21 protein-coding genes are annotated in these 19,815 nt (G+C 71.6%); 9 read left to right on the top strand and 12 right to left on the bottom strand.

The genetic code is table 11. The features are described from left to right. Positions 1-49 precede the first annotated feature (49 nt). From HHX40_RS20350 to HHX40_RS20335, 4 genes are all read right to left on the bottom strand, one after another. Positions 50-1,225, bottom strand: coding sequence for a zinc-dependent alcohol dehydrogenase (locus HHX40_RS20350; RefSeq protein ID WP_182882024.1), 1,176 nt, complete (start codon positions 1,223-1,225; stop codon positions 50-52). Beyond that, positions 1,225-1,698, bottom strand: coding sequence for a hypothetical protein (locus tag HHX40_RS20345; protein ID WP_182881869.1), 474 nt, complete (start codon positions 1,696-1,698; stop codon positions 1,225-1,227). The genes HHX40_RS20350 and HHX40_RS20345 overlap by 1 nt, the downstream gene beginning before the upstream one ends. Before the next feature lie 184 nt (positions 1,699-1,882). Next, complete coding sequence (locus tag HHX40_RS20340) at positions 1,883-2,272, bottom strand: STAS domain-containing protein (RefSeq protein ID WP_111697504.1); 390 nt, start codon at positions 2,270-2,272, stop codon at positions 1,883-1,885. Then, positions 2,272-3,816, bottom strand: coding sequence for a PP2C family protein-serine/threonine phosphatase (locus HHX40_RS20335; RefSeq protein ID WP_182881868.1), 1,545 nt, complete (start codon positions 3,814-3,816; stop codon positions 2,272-2,274). The genes HHX40_RS20340 and HHX40_RS20335 overlap by 1 nt, the downstream gene beginning before the upstream one ends. A gap of 341 nt (positions 3,817-4,157) precedes the next feature. On the opposite strand from HHX40_RS20335, the gene HHX40_RS20330 reads away from it, so the two are divergent. Next, positions 4,158-5,414, top strand: coding sequence for an MFS transporter (locus HHX40_RS20330; protein ID WP_111697502.1), 1,257 nt, complete (start codon positions 4,158-4,160; stop codon positions 5,412-5,414). A 51-nt stretch (positions 5,415-5,465) separates the two neighbouring features. Here the strand turns inward: HHX40_RS20330 and HHX40_RS20325 are convergent, their stop codons facing one another. Both HHX40_RS20325 and HHX40_RS20320 read right to left on the bottom strand, forming a co-directional pair. Beyond that, the gene (locus HHX40_RS20325) at positions 5,466-6,134 is read right to left on the bottom strand and encodes a class I SAM-dependent methyltransferase (RefSeq protein ID WP_182881867.1); all 669 of its coding nucleotides are present in this window, start codon (positions 6,132-6,134) and stop codon (positions 5,466-5,468) included. 168 nt (positions 6,135-6,302) lie between these two features. Continuing rightward, positions 6,303-6,950, bottom strand: coding sequence for a PadR family transcriptional regulator (locus HHX40_RS20320; RefSeq protein ID WP_182873107.1), 648 nt, complete (start codon positions 6,948-6,950; stop codon positions 6,303-6,305). A gap of 139 nt (positions 6,951-7,089) precedes the next feature. On the opposite strand from HHX40_RS20320, the gene HHX40_RS20315 reads away from it, so the two are divergent. From HHX40_RS20315 to HHX40_RS20300, 4 genes are read left to right on the top strand one after another with little or no spacing between them, the layout of a single operon-like run. Beyond that, positions 7,090-7,821 carry a CPBP family intramembrane glutamic endopeptidase gene (locus tag HHX40_RS20315; RefSeq protein ID WP_182881866.1) on the top strand — a complete coding sequence of 244 codons (732 nt, stop codon included), beginning with the start codon at positions 7,090-7,092 and terminating at the stop codon, positions 7,819-7,821. Positions 7,822-7,851: 30 nt separating this feature from the next. Continuing rightward, positions 7,852-8,190 carry a PadR family transcriptional regulator gene (locus tag HHX40_RS20310; protein WP_138459671.1) on the top strand — a complete coding sequence of 113 codons (339 nt, stop codon included), beginning with the start codon at positions 7,852-7,854 and terminating at the stop codon, positions 8,188-8,190. Further along, a complete protein-coding gene (locus HHX40_RS20305) occupies positions 8,187-8,900 on the top strand; it encodes a hypothetical protein (RefSeq protein WP_220499354.1) in 714 nt (237 codons plus the stop codon). The genes HHX40_RS20310 and HHX40_RS20305 overlap by 4 nt, the downstream gene beginning before the upstream one ends. Before the next feature lie 24 nt (positions 8,901-8,924). After that, positions 8,925-10,079, top strand: a complete 1,155-nt coding sequence (locus HHX40_RS20300; protein ID WP_182881865.1) for a methyltransferase — start codon at positions 8,925-8,927, stop codon at positions 10,077-10,079. Here the strand turns inward: HHX40_RS20300 and HHX40_RS20295 are convergent, their stop codons facing one another. Genes HHX40_RS20295 through HHX40_RS20285 form a run of 3 tightly spaced genes read right to left on the bottom strand, consistent with a single transcriptional unit; the run spans position 10,080 to position 12,262 of the window. After that, positions 10,080-10,955, bottom strand: a complete 876-nt coding sequence (locus HHX40_RS20295) for a DUF72 domain-containing protein (RefSeq protein ID WP_182881864.1) — start codon at positions 10,953-10,955, stop codon at positions 10,080-10,082. A 33-nt stretch (positions 10,956-10,988) separates the two neighbouring features. Further along, on the bottom strand, positions 10,989-11,414 hold the full coding sequence (locus HHX40_RS20290; RefSeq protein WP_111697494.1) for a nucleoside deaminase: 426 nt from the start codon (positions 11,412-11,414) through the stop codon (positions 10,989-10,991). Continuing rightward, on the bottom strand, positions 11,411-12,262 hold the full coding sequence (locus HHX40_RS20285) for an LLM class flavin-dependent oxidoreductase (protein WP_182881863.1): 852 nt from the start codon (positions 12,260-12,262) through the stop codon (positions 11,411-11,413). The genes HHX40_RS20290 and HHX40_RS20285 overlap by 4 nt, the downstream gene beginning before the upstream one ends. Positions 12,263-12,354: 92 nt before the next feature. Between HHX40_RS20285 and HHX40_RS20280 the strand changes: the two genes are divergently transcribed. After that, positions 12,355-12,801: an Lrp/AsnC family transcriptional regulator gene (locus tag HHX40_RS20280; RefSeq protein WP_111697492.1), complete on the top strand. Its 447-nt coding sequence runs from the start codon at positions 12,355-12,357 to the stop codon at positions 12,799-12,801. A 124-nt stretch (positions 12,802-12,925) separates the two neighbouring features. Here HHX40_RS20280 and HHX40_RS20275 read toward each other — a convergent pair whose 3' ends face one another. Continuing rightward, a complete protein-coding gene (locus HHX40_RS20275; protein WP_182881862.1) occupies positions 12,926-13,474 on the bottom strand; it encodes a dihydrofolate reductase family protein in 549 nt (182 codons plus the stop codon). Between the two features lie 138 nt (positions 13,475-13,612). Next, positions 13,613-14,314, bottom strand: coding sequence for a helix-turn-helix domain-containing protein (locus HHX40_RS20270; protein ID WP_182881861.1), 702 nt, complete (start codon positions 14,312-14,314; stop codon positions 13,613-13,615). Between the two features lie 317 nt (positions 14,315-14,631). Between HHX40_RS20270 and HHX40_RS20265 the strand changes: the two genes are divergently transcribed. After that, on the top strand, positions 14,632-16,404 hold the full coding sequence (locus HHX40_RS20265; RefSeq protein WP_220499353.1) for a glycoside hydrolase family 27 protein: 1,773 nt from the start codon (positions 14,632-14,634) through the stop codon (positions 16,402-16,404). Between the two features lie 101 nt (positions 16,405-16,505). Here HHX40_RS20265 and HHX40_RS20260 read toward each other — a convergent pair whose 3' ends face one another. Continuing rightward, positions 16,506-17,735: a cytochrome P450 family protein gene (locus HHX40_RS20260; protein ID WP_182881860.1), complete on the bottom strand. Its 1,230-nt coding sequence runs from the start codon at positions 17,733-17,735 to the stop codon at positions 16,506-16,508. Positions 17,736-17,936: 201 nt separating this feature from the next. Between HHX40_RS20260 and HHX40_RS20255 the strand changes: the two genes are divergently transcribed. Beyond that, positions 17,937-18,776, top strand: a complete 840-nt coding sequence (locus HHX40_RS20255) for an SMP-30/gluconolactonase/LRE family protein (RefSeq protein WP_182881859.1) — start codon at positions 17,937-17,939, stop codon at positions 18,774-18,776. Between the two features lie 25 nt (positions 18,777-18,801). Continuing rightward, complete coding sequence (locus HHX40_RS20250; protein WP_310738203.1) at positions 18,802-19,740, top strand: MerR family transcriptional regulator; 939 nt, start codon at positions 18,802-18,804, stop codon at positions 19,738-19,740. Positions 19,741-19,815 lie beyond the last annotated feature (75 nt).

Here is a 19,815-nt window from a genome sequence, read left to right as displayed (position 1 = left end):
CAGGGGACGGCGGGCCGTCTTCACGCCCGCCCGCGCCGGGTCCGGAGTCTCAGATCCAGGGGCGGAACACGGCCCGCACGCAGCCGTCCTTCTTGTTCTTGAACAGGTCGTAGCCCCTGGGCCCCTCGTCGAGTGTCATGGTGTGCGTGGCGAGGTGGGACGGCTTCAGGTCCCCCCTGCCGATCAGTTCGAGCAGCTTCGGGATGTACCGCTGGCCGTGCTGCTGCGCGCCCCGCAGTGTGAGGCCCTTGTTCATCAGCGCGCCGAGCGGGAACTTGTCCACGAACCCGGCGAAGACGCCGAGCACGAACACCGAGCCGCCCTTGCGGCAGGCGTGGATCGCCTCCCGTACGGCGGCCGGGCGGTCCTGCTCCAGGCGGAGCCGCTGCTTGACCCCGTCGTAAACGCGCTGCAGGCCGGTGCTGTCCGCCTCCATGCCGACGGCCTCGATGCACACGTCGGGTCCCCGCCCGCCGGTGCGCTCGCGCAGTTCGGAGACGACGTCGGTGGTCGTGTAGTCGACCACCTCGCAGCCGACGTGGCGGGTGGTCATGGCCAGCCGTTCGGGGTAGCGGTCGATCGCGACGACCCGTTCGGCGCCGAGGAGCATCGCGGCTCTGGCGGCCATCTGGCCGACGCCGCCGCAGCCCCACACCGCGACCACGTCGCCCGGCCGTACGCCGCCGAGGTCGGCTCCCATCCATCCCGTCGGGACGGCGTCGGAGGCGAACACGGCGTCCATGTCGGAGACGCCCTCGGGCACGGTGAACGCGTTGTGGTCGGCGAAGGGCACCCGGACGTACTCGGCGTGGCTGCCTCTGAAGCCCCCCATCGCGTGGGAGTAGCCGAAGATCCCGGCCGTCGACCCGCCCCACATCAGGTCCGTGATGCCCGGGTTGGGATTGCTGTTCTCGCACAGGGACCAGTCGCCGTGCCGGCACGACCAGCAGCGCCCGCAGCCGATGATCGAGCAGACCACCACCCGGTCGCCCGGCCGGTGCCGGGTCACCTCCGGGCCGGTCTCCACGATCTCGCCGAGGAACTCGTGCCCGATGACGTCACCCGCCCGCATGGCCGGGATGTGACCGCCGAGCAGGTGCAGGTCGGAGCCGCAGGTGGTGCTGGCCGTCACCTTCACGATCGCGTCCTGGGCGTTGAGGATCGCGGGGTCGGGCACCCGCTCGACCGACAGCTCGTTCACGCCCTGCCAGCAGACCGCCTTCATCACAGCCGTCCCCCTTCCGACGCCCGGCCGAGCGCCAGGTCGAGGACCTTCCCCGGCAGGGTGGGCCGGGTGGTGGCGATCTCCTCGTCCGACCGCAGCACGTCGCCCGTCTCCAGCAGGGACTTCGCCTCGCGCAGCGCGGTACGGACCGCCGTGCGGGAGTCCTCGCCGCGCAGCCGGGTCAGGGCGCCTTCGGCCCGCGCCGTACGCCCCCTCGGGCGGGCGTAGAGTTCCGTGCCCCGGCCGCCCGGCGCCCGGTTCATCCGCACCTCCGCGTCCACGCGGGTCAGCGGCTCGGGCAGCCTCTCGCCGGGGGCGACCTCCTCGGGCGGCCGGTTGATCGTGACGCCGAGCCAGCGGCCGGCCGCGAGGGGGTCCCTCGCCGGAACGGGCCTCCGGCCGCGTGCCGCCGCCCATCGCGCCACTCCGAGGCCCGCGGCCGCGAGTGCCGCGGCGGCGATGAGACGTCTCATGACCTCGCCCCCTCCAGGCCCCCAGGCTCAGCTCCCCGGCCCGGCCGTCCTGTGGGGGTGCTACCCGGACCCTGTGGCCCTATCCCGCCCGTGGCGGCACGTGAGGAGGAGTTGGGGAGGTCTTGGATCGGCTCGCGGAGGCTTCGGTGACCCCAGGCCGCTCGCGAGGGCCTGTCGTGGGGGCCTACTGGGCGGCGCGCGGCGGAGCGGCGGCGAGGGCGGCCTCGACGGTGGGGAAGACCGGGACGTGGGACGCCAGGCCCGTGATCCACAGGGCGCGCGCCGCGCCCTTCTCCAGCGCGACGAGAGCCAGCCAGCCCCCTTCGTCGAGTGCGCGCTTCCAGCAGCTCACCAGCAGGCCGGTCGCCCTGGAGTCGAGGAAGTCGAGCCCCAGGAGGTCCATGACCAGGTGCGGCCCGTACTGCGCGAAGGCCTTGTCGAAGAGCCCGGAGGCCGTCTCGTGGGTGATGAAGTCGAGCGTCCCCCGCACCGTCACCACTCCGAGGATGCCGCTGCTCCCACTGTCTCCGGCGTCGGGCGTGATCGGCTCTGTCGAGATATGGAGTTCGGACATCAGGACACTTCCAAAGCGTTCGGCAAGATGCGCGCGGCGAGGATGCAGGTGTCGTCACCGGTGTTGCTCGGAGCGAGGACCCCCATGACGGCCGCCACCCTCTCGTCCGGAGGCACCTTCGGCACCACCTCCGCAATGGCCTCGCTGAGGATGTCCAGACCCTCGAACAGGTCCCGGCCCGGTCGTTCGATGAGACCGTCGGTGAACATCAGAAGCAGGTCGTCCGGCTCCAGCCGGATCTGTGCGCACGTGTAGCTCACGCTCTCGAAGACCCCGAGGAGGACTCCGGGATGCAGCAGCCGGTGCACCTTGTCACCCCGCACCAGCAGCATCGGAGGGTGGCCCGCGTGGGTCCACGTGAGCGTGCGGTCCTCGACCCGGTAACGCGCCACCACCGCCGTGGCGAGCACGTCGGGCCGCATCCGCCGCAGCAGCCGGTTCAGCGCGACCAGAATCTGCGCCGGGTCGTGGTCGGCGAAGGCCAGCCCGGTGATCGCGTGCCGCAGCTTCGCCATGGCGGAGGCGGCGGCCAGGCCGTGCCCGGCGACGTCGCCGACGGCCAGCAGCGCCTCCTCGTTGTCGAGGTGGATGGCCTGGTACCAGTCGCCGCCCAGCGGGGCCGTCTCTGCGGGGAAGTAGCGTACGCCGAGCTGCAGCCCGGGCACTGCGTCCTGCACCGGGAGGATGATGCTCTGCAGGCGCGCGGTGAGCTGCGACTCCTCCTCCAGCCGCTGGCTGACCTCGGCCAGCTCGTCGGCGGTCCGGCGCCAGTCGGTGACGTCCTGGAGCACGCCGTGGATCTCGACGGGCCGCCCCGCCGCGTCCCTGGTGACCTCGGCCGTGGCCCTGATGTGCCGGTGCTCCCGGCCGACGCGGATGCGCAGCTCGAACTCGTGCGGCCCGCCGTGCTCGATGAGCGTGGAGAGCGCGTGGTCGACGACGGGCACGTCGTCGGGGTGGGCGATCTCGCGGTAGTACTCCAGGGGGAACGGGCCGTCGGCCGGGTCGCGCCCGTGGATGACGTAGAGCTGGTCGGACCACTCGACCTCGCCCGTCACCAGGCTCCAGTGGCCCCAGCCCAGGTGACCGAGGCGCTCGGTGTGCAGCAGCCGGGCGGCCAGCCGCTCCTCCCTGTCGTGACGCACCCAGGACAGGAAGATGCCGCCCTGCAGCGGGGCCACGCGGACGCTGTAGGTGGACAGGAAGGGGACACCGTCGTCGTCCTCCCGGTGGACGTAGGGAGTGACGTCCTCGGCCTCCCCGGTCGACACGACCCGCAGGCAGGCCTCCCAGAGCGGGGAGCCGGCGACGCTCGGGTATCCCTGCAGCATGCGCAGGCCGACGAGTTCCTTGCCGACCCGGTCCTTGATGTCGCGGGCCTCCGGGCTCGCCGCGAGCACCTCGAAGTCGACGACGACGCCGGCCGGGTCGCGGATCGGCAGCTGCCAGACGCCCTGGGTCGGCATCGCGTCGAGCGTGGCCTGCACGAGGGCGGTGACGGCTTCCCGCGGGAGTTCGCCGGACCCGTCGGGCGAACTGTTCACAGGGGTCAGCCGCAGAATGCGATCACCTCCACCCATGAACCCGCCGTCCACCTTCCACCAGGGCACAAGAGCGGACTGTCGGAAGGATCGCTCTTGTCTTCCCGCCGAGACTACCCCTCCCCGCCAAGGATAGGTGCTGGGCCCCACTTGGTCTCCCCCCGGAAAGCCCTGACGGATCTACCGAGGTGAGCGGGGCGGGAGTCTCCGGCAGCGGTGAACGCGGCGGTAAATGAGGTGACGGGCACGTCCGGGAGCGGCACGATGGACTGTCACCTCATCCTGTGCACCCCTCCTCCCCGTGCACCCTTCTCCACCACCGGCCCGTCTCTCGGAGTTCTCACATGAATGGCGTCCGCCGCGATCTCGGCCTGCTCGGAGATCGGCGGTTCGCCCTGCTGCTGGCGGCCCGCACGATCTCCGTGCTCGGCACCGCCTTCGCGCCGGTGGCCCTCGCCTTCGGCGTGCTCGGCCTCCCCGGCGCGACCGCCACGACACTGTCGGCCGTGCTCACCGCCGAGGCGCTGCCGATGGTGCTGTTCATCCTCGTCGGCGGCGTGATCGCCGATCGGCTGCCGCGTCACCGGGTCATGATGGTGGGCGAGTCGCTCAACGCGGCGGCGTACTTCTGCCTGGCCGCGATGATGCTCACCGGCTGGACGCCGCTGCCCGCCCTCGTGATCGCGAGCGCGGTGAGCGGCATCGCCGCCGCGGCCCTGTTCCCCGCCCTGACCGGCATCATCCCGGACGTGGTGCCCGCCGACCGGCTGCAGACCGCGAACGCGCTGCTGGGGCTGGGCCAGAACGTCTCCCGCGTGGCCGGCCTGGTGCTGAGCGGCGCCGCCGTGGTCCTGCTGGGGAGCGGCTGGGCACTGACCGTGAGCGGGGCGATGTTCGCCGTGGCCGCCGTACTGGTCGCGCTGCTGCGGCTCACGCCGGCCGAGCGGACGGCGGGCGGCGGGCATTCGGTGCTGGCCGAACTGCGGGACGGCTGGCGCGAGTTCGTCTCCCGCCAGTGGCTGTGGGTGGTCGTCGCCCAGTTCTCGGTCCTGGTCATGGCGCTGCAGGCCGCCCACGGCGTGCTCGGGCCGCTCGTCGCCAAGGAGTCGCTCGGCGGGGCGCCCGCGTGGTCGGCCGTCCTCGCGGGCGAGGCCGTCGGCATGATCGTGGGGGTGGTCGTCACGCTGCGCCTGCGCCCCCGGCGGCCCATCCTGGTCGCCACGCTGCTCACACTGCCCACCGCCGCGCCGTACGTGCTGCTCGGCCTGGACGCGCCGCTGTGGACGGTCGTGGGCGGGGCGTTCGTGATGGGGGTGTGCTTCGACATCTTCGGCGTGCTGTGGCAGACCACGATGCAGCGCGAGATCCCGGCCGAGTCGCTGTCGCGGGTGAGCTCCTACGACGCGCTCGGGTCTCTCATGTTCGGGCCACTCGGCCTGCTGGTGGCCGGGCCGGTCGCCATCGGGGTGGGGCCGCGGCCGGCGCTGGTCGCCTGCGGCGCGATCATCGTCCTGGTCACGCTGGCGGCGCTCCTGGCCCCCGGCGTGCGTGGACTGCGGGTCGCCGAGGAGGAGACCACGCCCGTACCGGCCTCGTCCTGACCGCGCGTGGTCCGGGGCGGGGCGCTCCAGGCCCCGCCCCGGCCACGCGGCCTACCGGGCCGGTCTGGTCAGCCGGACCTCGACGCTGATGCCCTCCGTACGGATCTCGCAGGTCCCGAACGCGCTCTCGGCGGCGAGGCGGGCGAACAGGTCCCGGGAGTAGGCGCGGCGGCGCAGCGCGAGCAGCGGCACCTTCGTCATGAGGGCGTTCAGCGGCGTGAGCCCCATGCCTCTGATCTCCTCGTCGACGGCGGCCCGGGACGCCTCCCGGCTCATGTCCTGGATCACCGCCCGGCCGCCGGGGCGCAGCACCCGGTGCATCTCGTCGAGGGCGCGCACGGGCCGCCCGAAGTTCTTGAAGGCGGCCTGGCAGACGACCAGGTCGAAGGAGCCGTCGGGGAAGGGGAGGTCGGCGGCGTCGCCCCGCAGCACGTCGACGTGCACCCCCGCCCGGCGGGCGTTGCCGGCCGCGATCTCCACGAACGTGCGGCTGAGGTCGAGCCCGGTCACCGCGAACCCGAGCCGGGCCGTCTCGACGGCCAGGTGACCCGGGCCGGGGGCCACCTCCAGTACGGCCGCCCCCGCGGGCAGCCCCGCCGTGACCTCCGCCGCGAACCGCCGTACGGCGGCCAGCTGGGGTGCGGAGGCGCGCTGGCGGGCGTACCACCGGGCCACCGCGCCCTCCATGCCCGCCGCCTGCTTCTGTGTGATCTTCTCCATGGTCTTCTCCGGTGTCGGTTCGTACGGGTGTCCGAACCGGCCCGTGGAGGGAGCCCGGCTATCCTTGCGGTTGCCAACCTTGCGACCGGATCCGTCCGCGGGTTTCGGTTCGAGGGTCGCGACCCCGGCGAGGTGTTCCCGCACCACGCCGGGGTTCGCTCATGGGGTTCAGTCCGAGGTGAGGCCCCTTTCGGCGAGTTCGGCCATCTCGGGCGGCATCCGCCCCGACTCGTGCCAGGCCCGCCACATGGGCAGGTCGGGGAAGGCCCCACTGGTCAGTTCCTCGACGAAGGACCGGATCCACGCAGCCTCCGCCTCGCGGACGGCCAGGTCGTACTCCGCCTCGACGAGGAACAGCCGCGGCGTCTCCCGGCGCCACTCGGCGAGGGCCTCCCGCTGCGCGGCGACGTCCTCCTCCAGCCGGGCCAGCCGGCGCCGCAGCAGGCCGGTCAGCTCCTCCGGCGGAAGCACTCCGCACACCGAGAGGGCGGCCTCGAACCTCGGCCGCTCGGGCTCGGGGTCCGCGATCAGGTCGCGTACCCAGTCGGCCATCTCGGCCCGCCCGGCGTCGGTGATGCGGTAGATCGTGCGCTCGGGGTGCGCCCCCTCGCGCACGGTTCCCGCCACCTCCAGGAACCCGTGCTTCTCCAGGTTGCGCACCACCGTGTAGAGCGACCCCCACTTGACGCCCATGTCGCGGTCCTTGCCGCGGGCCCGCATCAGGGTGGCCATCTCGTACGGATGCATGGGGCGCTGGACGACCGTCGACAGCACCGCCAGGCCCAGCAGGTTGTTCACCTTCCGCCGCCCGGCCATCGCCCTCACCTCGTCTCTGCTACTCGTGGACGAGTATACGCAGACGAGTATCGCGGACGTCGAGGTCCTATAGGTTGCATTCCTAACTAGCTCGCTTTATCGTCTAGATCGTCACCTGATGTAGAAAGGGCGGCTGGTCATGACCGTTCCGAGCTTCACGGTCCCGAGCCTGTTTCTGGCGGTGCCGCTGACGGCCTACCTGGCCTTCGTCTCCCCCTGGCTCGGCCGGCGCCAGTACGACCGCCTGGCGCGGCGCCGCGCCGACGACCCCCGGGCTCTCGTGCGGGCGTACCGGATCTGGATCGGCGAGGAGTGGGCCTGGATCGCCGTGACGGCGCTGATCCTGGCGCTGTCGCCGGACGCCGGCCTCCGTGACCTGGGCTTCACCCGGCCCGACGACTTCGGGAAGGTCGCGGTGATGACCGCCAGCCTGGGGGGCGCCCTGCTGGCCGGCTCCCTGGCGCTCCGCCACGCGTCCCGGTCCGGCCGCGCCTTACCGGGTCAGGAGGCCGTGGCGGCACTGCTGCCGCGCACCCCCGCCGAGCGGTGGCACGCCGTCGCGATGGCGGTCACCGCGGGCGTCTGCGAGGAGGTCGTCTACCGCGGCCTGCTCATCGCGCTCGGCGTCGGGGTCCTGGGCCTGAACCCGAACGTGGCCGCGGTTCTCGCCCTGGCGGTGTTCGTGGCGGGACACCTCTACCAGGGCTGGAGGGGGATGGCCGGAGTGGCCCTCCTCGGTCTCTGGTTCACCGCGATGTACCTGGCCACCGACAGCCTGCTGCTGCCGATCGTGGCGCACGTCCTGATCGACGTCCGGGGCCTGGTGCTCGTGCCCGCGCCCCCGCCGGGGAAGGTCGGCCACGCCGCCTAGGTAGCACCGCTACCGTGCGAGGATGAGCTCATGGCGACCGACCGCCGGGCGAGCTGGCTCAAGGGAGTCCTCGATCTGCTGGTGCTGGCCAGCCTGACCGAGGGCGAGAACTACGGCTACGAGATCGCCAAGATGCTCGCCGCCTCGGGACTCGGCCAGATCAGGGGCGGCACGCTGTATCCCGTGCTCAACCGGCTGGAGGAGGCGGGCCTGGTGTCGGCCGAGTTCCGGGTGACCGAGCGCGGCCCCGGGCGGCGCTACTACCGGCTGACGGAGCAGGGCCGCCAGACGCTCGCCGAGCAGGGCCGCCTGTGGCTGGCGTTCGACGAGTCGGTACGCACCATGCTGGCCTCGGGAGGGCTGAAGTGACCGGCTACCTCGACGAACTCACCGCGCTGCTGCGCGCCGGCGGCGTGCCGGGCGAGCAGGCCGAGGCCATGGTCGCCGACCTCACGTCGTACGCCGCCGAGACCGGCGCGGACCCGGAGGAGGAGTTCGGGCCGGTCGGCGGGTTCGCGGAGCAGCTCCTGGCGGCGCGCTCGCCCGAGGCCGACGCGGCGGACGCGACCGAGTGGCGGTGGACCGCCGACGTCTTCGCCGACCGGCAGATGCTGGCCCGGCTCGGCGACCAGGGCTGGGAGGTCGACCGGGTCGACTCCCTCGGCAGGTTCGTCAGCCACCGCGACCCGGAGCGTCCGCAGCGGTGGGAGTACCGCAGGGAACGGGTGACACCGGGAGGCGCCCGGGCGCTCGCCGAGCGGTTGGCGCCCGAGGGCTGGGAGCCCTGCGGCACCTGGGTCTGCTTCGGGTACTTCAAACGGCCCAAGGCCGCCAGCGTGGGACCGGCCGCGCAGATCGACTCCCCGCCCGCGGCCCCGGGGCGGAGCATCTTCTTCAGCCGTCGGTTCTATGCCGTGACGGCCGCGCTCCTGATCGTCCTGGTCGCGCTGTGGGCCCTGTGGGGGCGGTCCGAAGGCGGCGAGGGGGCGGGCTTCTTCGCCGGGATGGCCGTCGGAGGCTGCACCGCGATCGCGGTCCTGGCGTTGGTGCTGTGGTGGAACGCGCGCCGCCGCGACTGAGCGGGGGCACTAGCCTGGGGCGCGATGGAGCGCCTGACGACAGCGCGCGGGGACTTCTGCCTCGCCCGCTTCCCCGAGGATCCCCGCGACCCACTGCGCGCGTGGGACGCCGCCGACGAATACCTGCTGCGTCATCTCGACGAGCGCGAGGACGGGCCGGTGGACCTGTCGGGGAACGTGGTCGTGCTGGGCGACCGGTGGGGCGCCCTGGTAACCGCGCTCGCCGGGCACGGCCCGATCCAGATCAGCGACTCCTTCCTCGGCCGCCGGGCGACCGTCGCCAACCTGGAGCGCAACGACCTGCCCGCCGACGCCGTACGGCTGCTCACCACCAGGGAGGCGCCGCCGGAGCGGATCGACGTGCTGCTGGTCCGGGTGCCGAAGAGTCTCGCGCTCCTGGAGGACCAACTGCACCGCCTCGCCCCGGCCGTGCGTCCCGGCACCGTGGTCGTCGGGGCGGGGATGGTCACCGAGATCCACACCTCGACGCTACGGCTGTTCGAACGCATCCTCGGGCCGACCAGGACCTCCCTGGCCGTGAGGAAGGCCCGGCTGATCTTCTGCGCGCCGGAACCCGGGCCGCTCCGGAAGGACGATCCGTGGCCGCGGAGCCTCCGCCTGCCCGCCGACGCCGGGGTGGTCTCCGGCCTGACCGTCGTGAGCCACGCCGGGGTCTTCAGCGCCGACCGCCTCGACGCGGGCACCCGTCTGCTCCTCCGCAACCTGCCCACGCGTACGGGGGCGGAGCACGTCGTCGACCTCGGCTGCGGCAACGGGGTGATCGGGCTCGCCGCGGCGCTGTCCAACCAGGACGCCGAGGTGACGTTCGTCGACGAGTCGTACCAGGCGCTGGCCTCGGCGGAGGCGACGTTCCTGGCGAACGCCCCGGCGGGCGCGGTCGCGCGGTTCACGGCGGCCGATGGCATGGCCGGTTTCCCGCCGGGCACGGCGGACCTGGTGCTCAACAACCCGCCGTTCCACAGCCACCGCGGCCGGACCGACGCGACCGCCTGGCGGATGTTCAACGGCGCCCGCGCCGGGCTGCGGCGGGGCGGCGAACTGTGGGTGGTGGGCAACCGCCACCTCGGCTACCACGTCAAGCTGCGCAGGCTCTTCGGCAACTGCGAGGTCGTGGCGAGCGACCCGAGGTTCGTCCTGCTGCGGGCCGTCAAGAAGTGATCAGAACAGGGTGAGCGGCTCGTCCTGGGCTTGGTCGCCGAGTTGCCCGGACAGCGGTTCCGGCAGTGGCTCGACGCCGGGCACCTCGGCCCGTACCGCGTCGTGGAACAGGCGGGCGAGCACCGGCGCGTCGGCGTTGTCGGGAGTGTGCACGAACACCGTCGGGGAGCGGCCCTCGCGCAGCCACCCGGCCACGGTGTCCACCCAGTGGCGCCAGCCCTCGACCGTACGCGCCTGGTCGTCGCGGCCGAGATAGCGGACGACCGGCCGGTCGGTGAGGGCCGTGGCGCGCAGGGGCACGCGCGGCTTCTTCGTCCAGGCGTCGCGCTCGGCGTCGCTGGTCGGCGGGCTCCGGAACAGCACGGTCGTGTCGAACGGGATCCACTCCGCACCGGCCCCCGCCAGGACGGCCTCCAGCAGCCGTACGGCCCGCGGATCGTCGAAGAACGCGCGGTGCCGCACCTCCACGCCGTACCGGTGGGAACGGGGAAGCCGGGCGAGGAAGGTCCCGAGGACCCCGGCGTCGGCGGGCCCGAACGAGCCGGGAAGCTGGATCCACAGCATGTGGGCGCGCGGCCCCAGCGGTTCGATCGCGTCGAAGAACGCGCGCACCTCGTCCTCGGCGCCGGTGAGACGGCGTTCGTGGGTGATCGACTTGGGCAGCTTGACCACGAAGCGGAAGTCCGGGCCGGTCTGCCCGGCCCAGGTCTCCACCGTGCTCCGCGCGGGCGTCGCGTAGAAGGTGGTGTTGCCCTCCACCGCGTTGCACCAGGTCGCATAGGCCCGCAGGCGCTCCCCGGGCGGGAGCGGGTGCGGCAGGAGGCGCCCCTGCCACGGCTTGTGCGTCCACATCGCGCATCCCACATGAAGCCGCATGCCCCGACGCTATCGAAGCGTCACCGGAAATCGTCAGGTGTAGTAGCCCTCGACGGGGACCCGCGCCTCGTCGAACAACGCCGGCCCCTCCTGACGGAAGGACGACGGGCCGGTCGGCGGCTTCAGCGTGCCGAGTTGCTCGGTGGAGAGCGCGAAGACGACACGGCCGAGCCCGGAGCGCTCGATGGCCCCCGCGCACATGCCACACGGCTGGCAGCTCGTGAACATGGTCGTGCCGGCCGCGGTGGCGGGGTCGAGCTCGCGGGCGGCCCAGCGCGCGAGCTTCAACTCCGGATGGGCGGTGATGTCCGAATCCGTGAGCGAGGTGTTGCACTCCTCGGCGAGGACGCCGCCGTCCGGGCCCACGAGCAGCGAGCCGAACGGCGGGTTCCCATCCTCCCGGGCCGCCGCGGCCAACTCGATCGCCCTGCGGAGGAGGTTTTCTTCGTCCGGTGTCACGGGTGCTCCGTTCTCGTACGGGCGGCGGCCACCGTAGCGAGCATGCGCCAGGCCGCCTCCGGATGGTTTGTCTCATCGGGGTCCCCGCCGAAGGGATCGAGCAGGACAGTCTCGGCGCCGAGGAGGCGCAGCCGTTCCAGGTCGTCGAGGACCTGGCCGACGGTGCCCTCGCCGGCCCGGCGTTCCGCGCCCTTCACGGGGGTGTCGGTGAGCCGCAGCAGGATGCGCGGGGCGAACGCGGGGGCGGGACGCCCCAGGCCCGCCGCGATGGCGGCCAGCCGGTCCATCCGCTCGTCCAGCCACGGGAGGGTGAAGCGCAGCGGGTGCCACGCGTCGCCGAGGAGCACCGCCCTGCGGAGGGCGGCGTCGCTGCCGCCGCCGATCCAGATCGGGATGTGCCCGGCCCGGTAGTCCTCCTCGTCCCGCCACGCCCGGCGGATCGCCCGCAGGTGCTCGTCGGTCAGCGCGCCGCGCCGCTCGTACGGCACGCCGAGCGCCTCGAACTCCTGCCGCGCCCAGCCCACGCCCACCCCGAGGGTCAGGCGGCCTCCGCTGAGCTGCTGGAGGTTGGCCGCAATCCGGGCCGTGAGCAGCGGGTGCCGGTAGGGCACGATGAGCACGGTGGTGCCGAGCCCGATCCTCGTGGTGATCCCGGCCAGCCAGGACAGCGTGGTGAACGGCTCGTAGAACGGCGCCGGATACTGCCCGGCGACATCGGGGGTCACGACGACGTGATCGGAGACCATGAGCAGGTCGAACCCGAGATCCTCCGCCGTCTCCGCCCAGCCGCGCAGCACGTCCGGCCGGGCGCCCGGCCCGAAGTTCGGGACGTTGACACCTAGTTTCACCGGTCCAGGCTATTGTGCGGCCACGCCATCGGGAAGGAAGAATTCCCTGCTTGACGGTGGTTCCGCCGTGGATTCCCCGGTAGATTCGGCGAATGGCCGAGAGTCTTGACGCGACGGACTGGTCCATCCTCGCCGAGCTGCAACGCGACGGCCGCGTACCGCTCACCGAGCTGGCCCGGCGGGTGAGCCTGAGCGCCTCCGCGACGACCGAGCGGGTGCGCCGGCTGGAGGCGGTCGGCGTCATCAGGGGTTACCGCGCCGTCGTCGATCTGGGGCAGGCCGGATACGCCGTGCTCGCCGTGGTGCGGCTCAAGTATCCGGGCAGCAGGCACGAGCCGCTGCACCGGCTGCTGGGCGAGCGCATGGAGATCCTGGAGTGCCTGCGCACCACCGGCGATGACTGCTACACGCTCAAGGTCGCGGCCACCTCCATGGCCCACCTGGAGAAGGTCGTGGACGAGCTGGCGCGGTTCGGCAGCACCACCACCAACATCGTCTACAGCGAGACGCTCCAGTATCGCGGCCCGCACGCCACCTGAAAACGGCACAGCGGCGGGCGAGTCCGGCGCGACGGACACCCCGGGCCGTCTGCGGCGCGCCGCCCTGATCAAAAGATCCGCTCCACGGCGGCGCGTGCGGCGGGCACCGGTCGGCGGACGGCGGTCAGTCGGCGTCGGGGGCGTAGGTCAGGTGCAGCACCCCGGTCTTGAACGTCTCGGAGCCGACCAGCTTCAGCTTGTGCGTCGGGGTGTCCTCGAACAGCCGGTGGCCGCGGCCGACGACGATCGGGTGGACGAGCAGGTGCAGCTCGTCGAGCAGCCCGTTGGCCAGCAGCCATCGCACGGTCGTCGCGCTGCCGGACATCTGGATGTCGCCTTCGGTGGTCTGTTCCTTGAGCTCGCGCAGCCTGCCCGCGACGTCACCGGAGACGAGGGTCGTGTTGGACCAGTCCGCCTTCTCCAGGGTGCTCGACACGACCCACTTGCGGGCGTTGTTGAACGCCGCCGCCACCTCGGGGTCCTGGTCGGTCGTCGTCCAGTAGGCGGACCACTCGTCGTACAGCCTGCGGCCCATCAGGAAGCCCGCGGCGTTCTGCATGCCCGCCTGGACGACGGCGCCCATCTCGTCGCTCCAGTACGGGAAGTGCCACTGGTCCGGCGACTCGACCACGCCGTCCAGCGAGATGAAGAAACTCGAAACGATCTTCGCCATTGCTCTGCTCCCCTTTTCCTCTTCCTCGGCGGCGCCCCGTTCACGCCGGCCACGAGACCCTTCGCCGTCACGACGGCCGCGAGACCCTTCGCGGCCGTTACGACGGCCGCGAAGGGAAGATTAGGAGAGCGGCGGCAATCAGGTCTTGTACAGAAGCGACAGCGGCTCCACCGGATCGCGCTCGCCCAACCGCGTGGCGGTCTGCCCGACGTAACGGACCAGTGACCTCGCCAGATGCGGCTGGTCGAAGTAGCCGAGCCGGTGGACCACCTCGGTCGCGGGCACGCCCTCCCGGATCAGCACGGCCGCCCGCCGGGCACGCTCGATCTGCCGGACCGCGCCGCGGGTGAGGCCGGTCGCCGCGAGGAAGCGCCGCTGGAGGGTGCGCTCCGACAGGTCCGGCGACGCGCCGTCGAGCACCGCGGCGACGACCGGGTCACAGGCCAGGACGTCCTCGCGGACCATGCGGCGCACGAACATCTCGGCGTTGTCGTAGTCCGGAAGGCACCAGGCGGACCCCTTGAGGTGGAACGTCCTGCGGGTCGCGTCGGGTATCTCCGCCGAGGCGTCGACGAGGCGGTTCGCCGGAAGATGCGGCATCGAGGTGCCGAGCGCGAAGACGATCCCGAAGAACGTCGCGTCCTCGGGCACGGAGGCCCGTGCCGCCCTCGTCTCCGGCCCCTGCACGGACACGCTGACCTGCCCGCGGTGTTCCCAGAAGACCAGGTCCCAGTGCGCCGTCGCCACGGACGTCATCTCGCTGACGTCCTGGCTGGTGCTCCGCCACACCCGCTCGATGTACGGCGAGTCGGACGGCCGGCTCTCGATCTCCAGAGCCATCTCGCCTTCCCCTTGTCCTGTCCCCTACGGCGCCGGGAGCTTACCGCACATGAACGTTTCACTCCGGCAGGATGGCGGGCAGGAGGTCGGGCGGGGAGGGCGGCAGGAGACTTGACGGCCCCTGAGATGTCGTATTCGCTCCCTTCGGCACCACCACCACCTGCCTCTCCATCGGGGGAAGGTGCTGGCACGGAAATGTTAACGCTAACACCGGACCGAACTCTGGCTCACCCGGTCAGCCGCGGAGTGAGTGGAACGCCGCGCTTCCCACTCGCCGAGCCGCACCGGCACGAGCACCTCAGAGACGAGGAGGCACGATGCGACTACGCGGACCCGTACGGCGACGCCGTTCCGACGACGCCGGGAATGGTCACCCGGCCCTCACCCGGCCCCTGTCGCGGCTGCTCGTCGCCGTACAGGTCGTGGTCCTCGCCCTGGCGTCGGCGGGATGGGCCGTCCCGGACGGCGTGGCGCGAACGGTCGCCATGCCGGCCGCGGCCGTCGCGGCCGTGGCGACGCCTCCCTTGGGCTGGGCCTCCTGGAACACCTTCGCCGCCCAGATCAACTACAACGTGATCAAGGCCCAGGTGGACGCGATGGTGTCCTCGGGGATGAAGGACGCCGGCTACGAATACGTCAACATCGACGAGGGCTGGTGGCAGGGGACGCGGGACTCCTCCGGCAACATCACGGTCGACACCGCCGAGTGGCCCGGCGGGATGAAGGCGATCGCCGACTACATCCATAGCAAGGGCCTCAAGGCGGGCATCTACACCGACGCCGGCCGCAACGGCTGCGGTTACTACTACCCGACCGGCCGCCCGGCCGCCCCGAACAGCGGCAGCGAGGGCCACTACGACCAGGACTTCCTGCAGTTCTCCCGCTGGGGCTTCGACTTCGTGAAGGTCGACTGGTGCGGCGGCCAGGCCGAGGGGCTCAACGCCCGCACCGCCTACCAGGCGATCAGCGCCGCCATCGACCGCGCCACCGCGCAGACCGGACGGCCGATGGTGCTGTCGGTCTGCAACTGGGGCGCCCAGAACCCGTGGGACTGGGCGCCGGCCATCTCCACCATGTGGCGCACCAGCGGGGACATCATCTACTGGGGCGAGAACGCCTCGATGGACCGGATGCTGGCCAACTTCGACTCCGCCCAGCACCCGAACGCGCAGAGCCCCGGTCACTACAACGACCCCGACATGCTCATCGTCGGCATGAACGGCTTCTCCGCCGCGCAGAACCGTACGCACATGGGCCTGTGGGCGATCTCCGGGGCGCCGTTGCTGGCCGGCAACAACCTCGCCACGATGAGCGCGGAGACCCGGGCGATCCTCACCAACCGGGAGGTGCTCGCGGTCGACCAGGACCCGCTCGGACGGCAGGGCGTGAAGGTCGCCGAGGACCAGAGCGGACGCCAGGTCTACAGCAAGGTGCTCTCGGGCACCGGCCGCCGGGCCGTGCTCCTGCTCAACCGGACCACCTCGTCCGCGTCCATGACCGTCCGCTGGTCGGACCTCGGCCTGAGCGGGGCGGCCACCGTCCGGAACCTGTGGACGGGGACCGACGCCGGGACCTTCACCAACAGCTACGCCACCACGGTGCCCGCCCGCGAGGCGGTCCTGCTCACCGTCACCGGCACCACCGCCTCACCCACGGCGACTCCTACGGCCACCCCCACATCCACACCCACCGCCACGCCTCCGGCCACGGGTTCGATCAGGGGTGTGGCGTCGGGCCGCTGCCTGGATGTCAACGGCGCCTCGCAGTCGAACGGCGCCACGGTGCTGATCTGGGACTGCAACGGCCAGAACAACCAGAAGTGGGCGACGACCAGCGCCGGTGAGCTGCGCGTCTACGGCAGCAAGTGCCTGGACGTCAACAACGCCGGCACCGCCGACGGCACCGCGGTGATCATCTGGGACTGCAACGGGCAGAACAACCAGAAGTGGCGCCTCAACTCCGACGGCAGCATCACCGCGGTCGGCGCGAACAAGTGCCTGGACGTGTCCGGCAGCGGCACCGCCAACGGCACCAAGGTGCAGATCTGGTCGTGCAACGGCCAGAACAACCAGAAGTGGACCCGCGTCTGAACGACGCGGTGACGCGGTGACGCGGTGACGCGCCGACGCGCCTTCGCCGGAGACGACCCCGTCCCGGCGAAGGCGTACGGCAGGGTGTCCCTTGTGCCGGGCTATCCGGCGGCGCGCAGGCGTACGGGGAGTGCCCTGTGCCCGTTGCTGATGAGGGTGGGCAACGGCCGCAACCCGGCGGCCGGCACCGCGAGTGACATGGCGGGGAAACGCTCGAAAAGCTGACGCAGGGCCTCCACGACCTCCAGCCGGGCCAGGGGCGCGCCGAGGCAGAAGTGCACGCCGTATCCGAATGCCAGGTGGTCCTTGACCCGGCGGGTGACGTCGAAGGCGTCGGCGTCCGGCCCGTGCCACTCCGGGTGCCGGTTGGCGGCCCCGTACGCCGCGAGGATCGGCTCTCCCGCGGAGATGACCTGGCCGTCCGGCAGCCGGAGATCGGTGACGGCGAAGCGCAGCGGGAGGTACTTGACGGCGGGCTCGTGGCGAAGGGTCTCCTCCACCACGTCCTCCCAGGCGGCCTCGCCGGTCCGGACGAGACGGAGCTGTTCCGGTGACGTCAGCATCGCGAAGACGGCCTGGTCGATGACGTTGACGGTCGTCTCGTACCCCGCGTTGATCATCAGGCCCAGCGTGTCGCGCAACTCCTGGTCGGTGAATCCCGAGCCGTCCGACTCCTCGTCACGCGCGGCGATGAGGAAGGAGGTCAGGTCGTCGCCGGGGTCGGCGCGCTTGGTCGCGATCAACTGGTCGATGTGCTCGTAGAGACGCACGGTGTTGGCCTGAGCCTGCTCGGGCGTGAGCGTGCTGTCGAAGACCCGGTCGACGATCTGCCGGAACCCGTCGCGCTGGTCCTCCGGCACGCCCATCAGGTGGCCGATCACCGCGATGGGCAGCGGTAACGCCAGTCGCTCCCGCAGGTCCACCACCTGGCCGGCGGGCAGCGCGGCGAGGCCGTCGACCAGCCCGGTGACGATGGACCGGACGATCGGCTTCAGCTCGGCGATGCGGCGTGCGCTGAAGGCGGGTGAGATCATCCGGCGTAACCTGCGGTGATCCGCGCCGTACGCGGTGAACATGTTCTCCACCAGTATCCACAGGGCGAGCGGCCACGTGCCGGCCGTCTCCTGGAAGGCCGGGTAGTGCGCACGGCCGTCCTTCGAGACGTCGGGGCTGGTGAGAAGGGTCCGGAGAACGGCGGGGTCGGTGACCGCCCAGGCGCGCAGGCCGAGGATGTCCACCGGAGTGGCCGGGCCGCGAGCCCGCAGGGCCCGGTACTCGGCGTGCCGGTCGGCGCCGGTGGGATCGATGACGAACGGGAGGAGCTCGGGCATGTGACTTCTCCTTATCGCGCTGTGGATACTCATCATCGACCGGGCGGCCCGGCCATGTGTGACACCTGCGGGAAGCGGTCGCGGTGTCTTCCCGGTGTCTTCTCGGCGCCGGCGGCGCCCCGGAAACTGTCGTAGGGATCGCGTACCGTCCCTGAGAGTCGTCGCCCGGCGGCGGAGCGGACATCGCGGAGGGAGCCGTCAATGCCGGAACTGCGTACGTGGCTCACCGGTCTCGGGCTGGTCGAGTCGCCACGCTGGCACGACGGCCGCCTCTACTTCTCCGACTGGACCGCGCACGAGGTGATCGCGCTCGACCTCGACGGCAAGCACGAAGTGGTGGCCCGGGTGGACTCGCTCCCCCTCTGCATGGAGTGGCGAGCGGACGGGCGGCTGATGATCCTCGACTCCGCGCGAGGGCTGCTGCTGCGACGGGAACCCGACGGCTCCCTGGTGGCCGAGACGGACCTCACCGGTCTCGGGCGCGGCTGGAACGAGATCGTCGTCGACGGCCGCGGCAACACCTACGTCAACCGGATCGGCTTCGACATGGCCGGCGGCGGGGCGTTCGCCCCCGGGTCCGTCGTGCACGTCGGCCCCGGCGGTGCGGCCCGCCAGGTCGCCGGCGACATCGCCTTTCCCAACGGCATGGCCGTGACGCGGGACGGCTCGACGCTGATCGTCGCCGACTCGTACGGCAACCGGCTCACCGCCTTCGACATCGAGGCCGACGGCGGCCTGGCGGGCCGCCGGGTCTGGGCCGATACCGGCGAGGACCACCCCGACGGCATCTGCGTCGACGCCGAGGGCGCCGTCTGGTACGCCGACGTCGGCAACAGGCGCTGCGTCCGGATCCGGGAGGGCGGAGAGGTCCTGCAGACCGTCGACGTCGACCGGGGATGCTTCGCCTGCGCGCTCGGCGGCGATGACGGAAAGACCCTGTTCATCCTGGCGGCCGAGTGGCGCATGCCCGAGATGGTGCCACCCGGAACCGGCCAGGTGCTCTCGACCCAGGTCGAAGTCCCCGGCGCAGCCTGGCGATAACCGACGAATTCAGCTTGAGTTTCGAGTGGCTCGAAGGTGCAGGCTCGTCCTTGTGAGTGACAGAACGGGGTTCTACACCGTAGGCCAGATCGCTCGGCGTACCGGTCTTTCGGTGCACACCATACGCTTCTGGTCCGACGGCGGCCTGATAGTCCCCACGGGCCGCTCGGCCGGCGGGTACCGCCTCTACGACGCCGCCGCCGTGGCCCGGTTCGACCTGGTCCACGCCCTGCGCGACCTCGGTATCGGACTGGAGGCCGTCCGGAAGATCCTCGCGCACCAAGCCACGGTGGCGGACGTGGCCGAGGTACACGCCCGAGCGCTGGACGCGGAGATCAGGGCTCTGAAGCTTCGCCGCGCCGTACTCCGCGCGATCGCAGCGCGTGGCGGCACAACCGAGGAGACGATGATGACGCACAAACTCGCCCGTCTGTCCGCCGCGCAGCGGCAGCAGGTCATCGACGAGTTCATCGAGAACACGTTCTCGGACATCCCGCTGGACGACGACGCCAAGGTGATCGCGGATTGGATGCGGGAGCTGCCCGATGGGTTGCCGGACGATCCGGCGCCGAGCCAGGTCGACGCCTGGATCGAGCTGGCCGACCTGGTCGCCGGCGAGGACTTCCGGCGACGGCTCCGGCGGATCGCGCTGGCCGGTGCCTCATCGGTGACGTCTCGCTACGGCTATGAGCTCCGGTCATTGACCCTGGAGCACGCCAACCGGGCGATAGCCGCATCAATCACACCAGACTCGGTCGAAGGCCGGTCGGTTCTCCATCGCATCATCAAGCCCGACATGCCGGCCGGTGAACGCAGTGAGCTGCTTCGGTGGCTTGAGACCGTCGCCGACGCCCGGGTGGAGCGCTATTGGCACCTGATAGCCGTGCTCAACGGACATGAGCCCTCTCCGTCGGCCGTACCCGCCTTCACCTGGCTGATCGCCGCTCTTCGCGCCCACGGCTGAGCCGCCCGCCCGCATCGCAGCCCACCGGCGCCGCGTCAGATCGGTGGATCTCGCCTTCCGGCGCCGCCGTCTCCG

This window comes from Microbispora sp. H10949 (genome assembly GCF_014161435.1).
In the GTDB taxonomy this organism is placed as follows: domain Bacteria; phylum Actinomycetota; class Actinomycetes; order Streptosporangiales; family Streptosporangiaceae; genus Microbispora; species Microbispora triticiradicis.
This window is presented reverse-complemented; position numbering and strand designations above follow the sequence as displayed.

Excerpts from the sequence above, each read along its gene's own strand:
- HHX40_RS20350 (WP_182882024.1), bottom strand. The coding sequence starts at position 1,225 with ATGAAGGCGGTCTGCTGGCAGGGCGTGAACGAGCTGTCGGTCGAGCGG.
- HHX40_RS20345 (WP_182881869.1), bottom strand. The coding sequence starts at position 1,698 with ATGAGACGTCTCATCGCCGCCGCGGCACTCGCGGCCGCGGGCCTCGGA.
- HHX40_RS20340 (WP_111697504.1), bottom strand. The coding sequence starts at position 2,272 with ATGTCCGAACTCCATATCTCGACAGAGCCGATCACGCCCGACGCCGGA.
- HHX40_RS20330 (WP_111697502.1), top strand. The coding sequence starts at position 4,158 with ATGAATGGCGTCCGCCGCGATCTCGGCCTGCTCGGAGATCGGCGGTTC.
- HHX40_RS20325 (WP_182881867.1), bottom strand. The coding sequence starts at position 6,134 with ATGGAGAAGATCACACAGAAGCAGGCGGCGGGCATGGAGGGCGCGGTG.
- HHX40_RS20320 (WP_182873107.1), bottom strand. The coding sequence starts at position 6,950 with ATGGCCGGGCGGCGGAAGGTGAACAACCTGCTGGGCCTGGCGGTGCTG.
- HHX40_RS20315 (WP_182881866.1), top strand. The coding sequence starts at position 7,090 with ATGACCGTTCCGAGCTTCACGGTCCCGAGCCTGTTTCTGGCGGTGCCG.
- HHX40_RS20310 (WP_138459671.1), top strand. The coding sequence starts at position 7,852 with ATGGCGACCGACCGCCGGGCGAGCTGGCTCAAGGGAGTCCTCGATCTG.
- HHX40_RS20300 (WP_182881865.1), top strand. The coding sequence starts at position 8,925 with ATGGAGCGCCTGACGACAGCGCGCGGGGACTTCTGCCTCGCCCGCTTC.
- HHX40_RS20295 (WP_182881864.1), bottom strand. The coding sequence starts at position 10,955 with ATGCGGCTTCATGTGGGATGCGCGATGTGGACGCACAAGCCGTGGCAG.
- HHX40_RS20280 (WP_111697492.1), top strand. The coding sequence starts at position 12,355 with ATGGCCGAGAGTCTTGACGCGACGGACTGGTCCATCCTCGCCGAGCTG.
- HHX40_RS20275 (WP_182881862.1), bottom strand. The coding sequence starts at position 13,474 with ATGGCGAAGATCGTTTCGAGTTTCTTCATCTCGCTGGACGGCGTGGTC.
- HHX40_RS20270 (WP_182881861.1), bottom strand. The coding sequence starts at position 14,314 with ATGGCTCTGGAGATCGAGAGCCGGCCGTCCGACTCGCCGTACATCGAG.
- HHX40_RS20265 (WP_220499353.1), top strand. The coding sequence starts at position 14,632 with ATGCGACTACGCGGACCCGTACGGCGACGCCGTTCCGACGACGCCGGG.
- HHX40_RS20260 (WP_182881860.1), bottom strand. The coding sequence starts at position 17,735 with ATGCCCGAGCTCCTCCCGTTCGTCATCGATCCCACCGGCGCCGACCGG.
- HHX40_RS20255 (WP_182881859.1), top strand. The coding sequence starts at position 17,937 with ATGCCGGAACTGCGTACGTGGCTCACCGGTCTCGGGCTGGTCGAGTCG.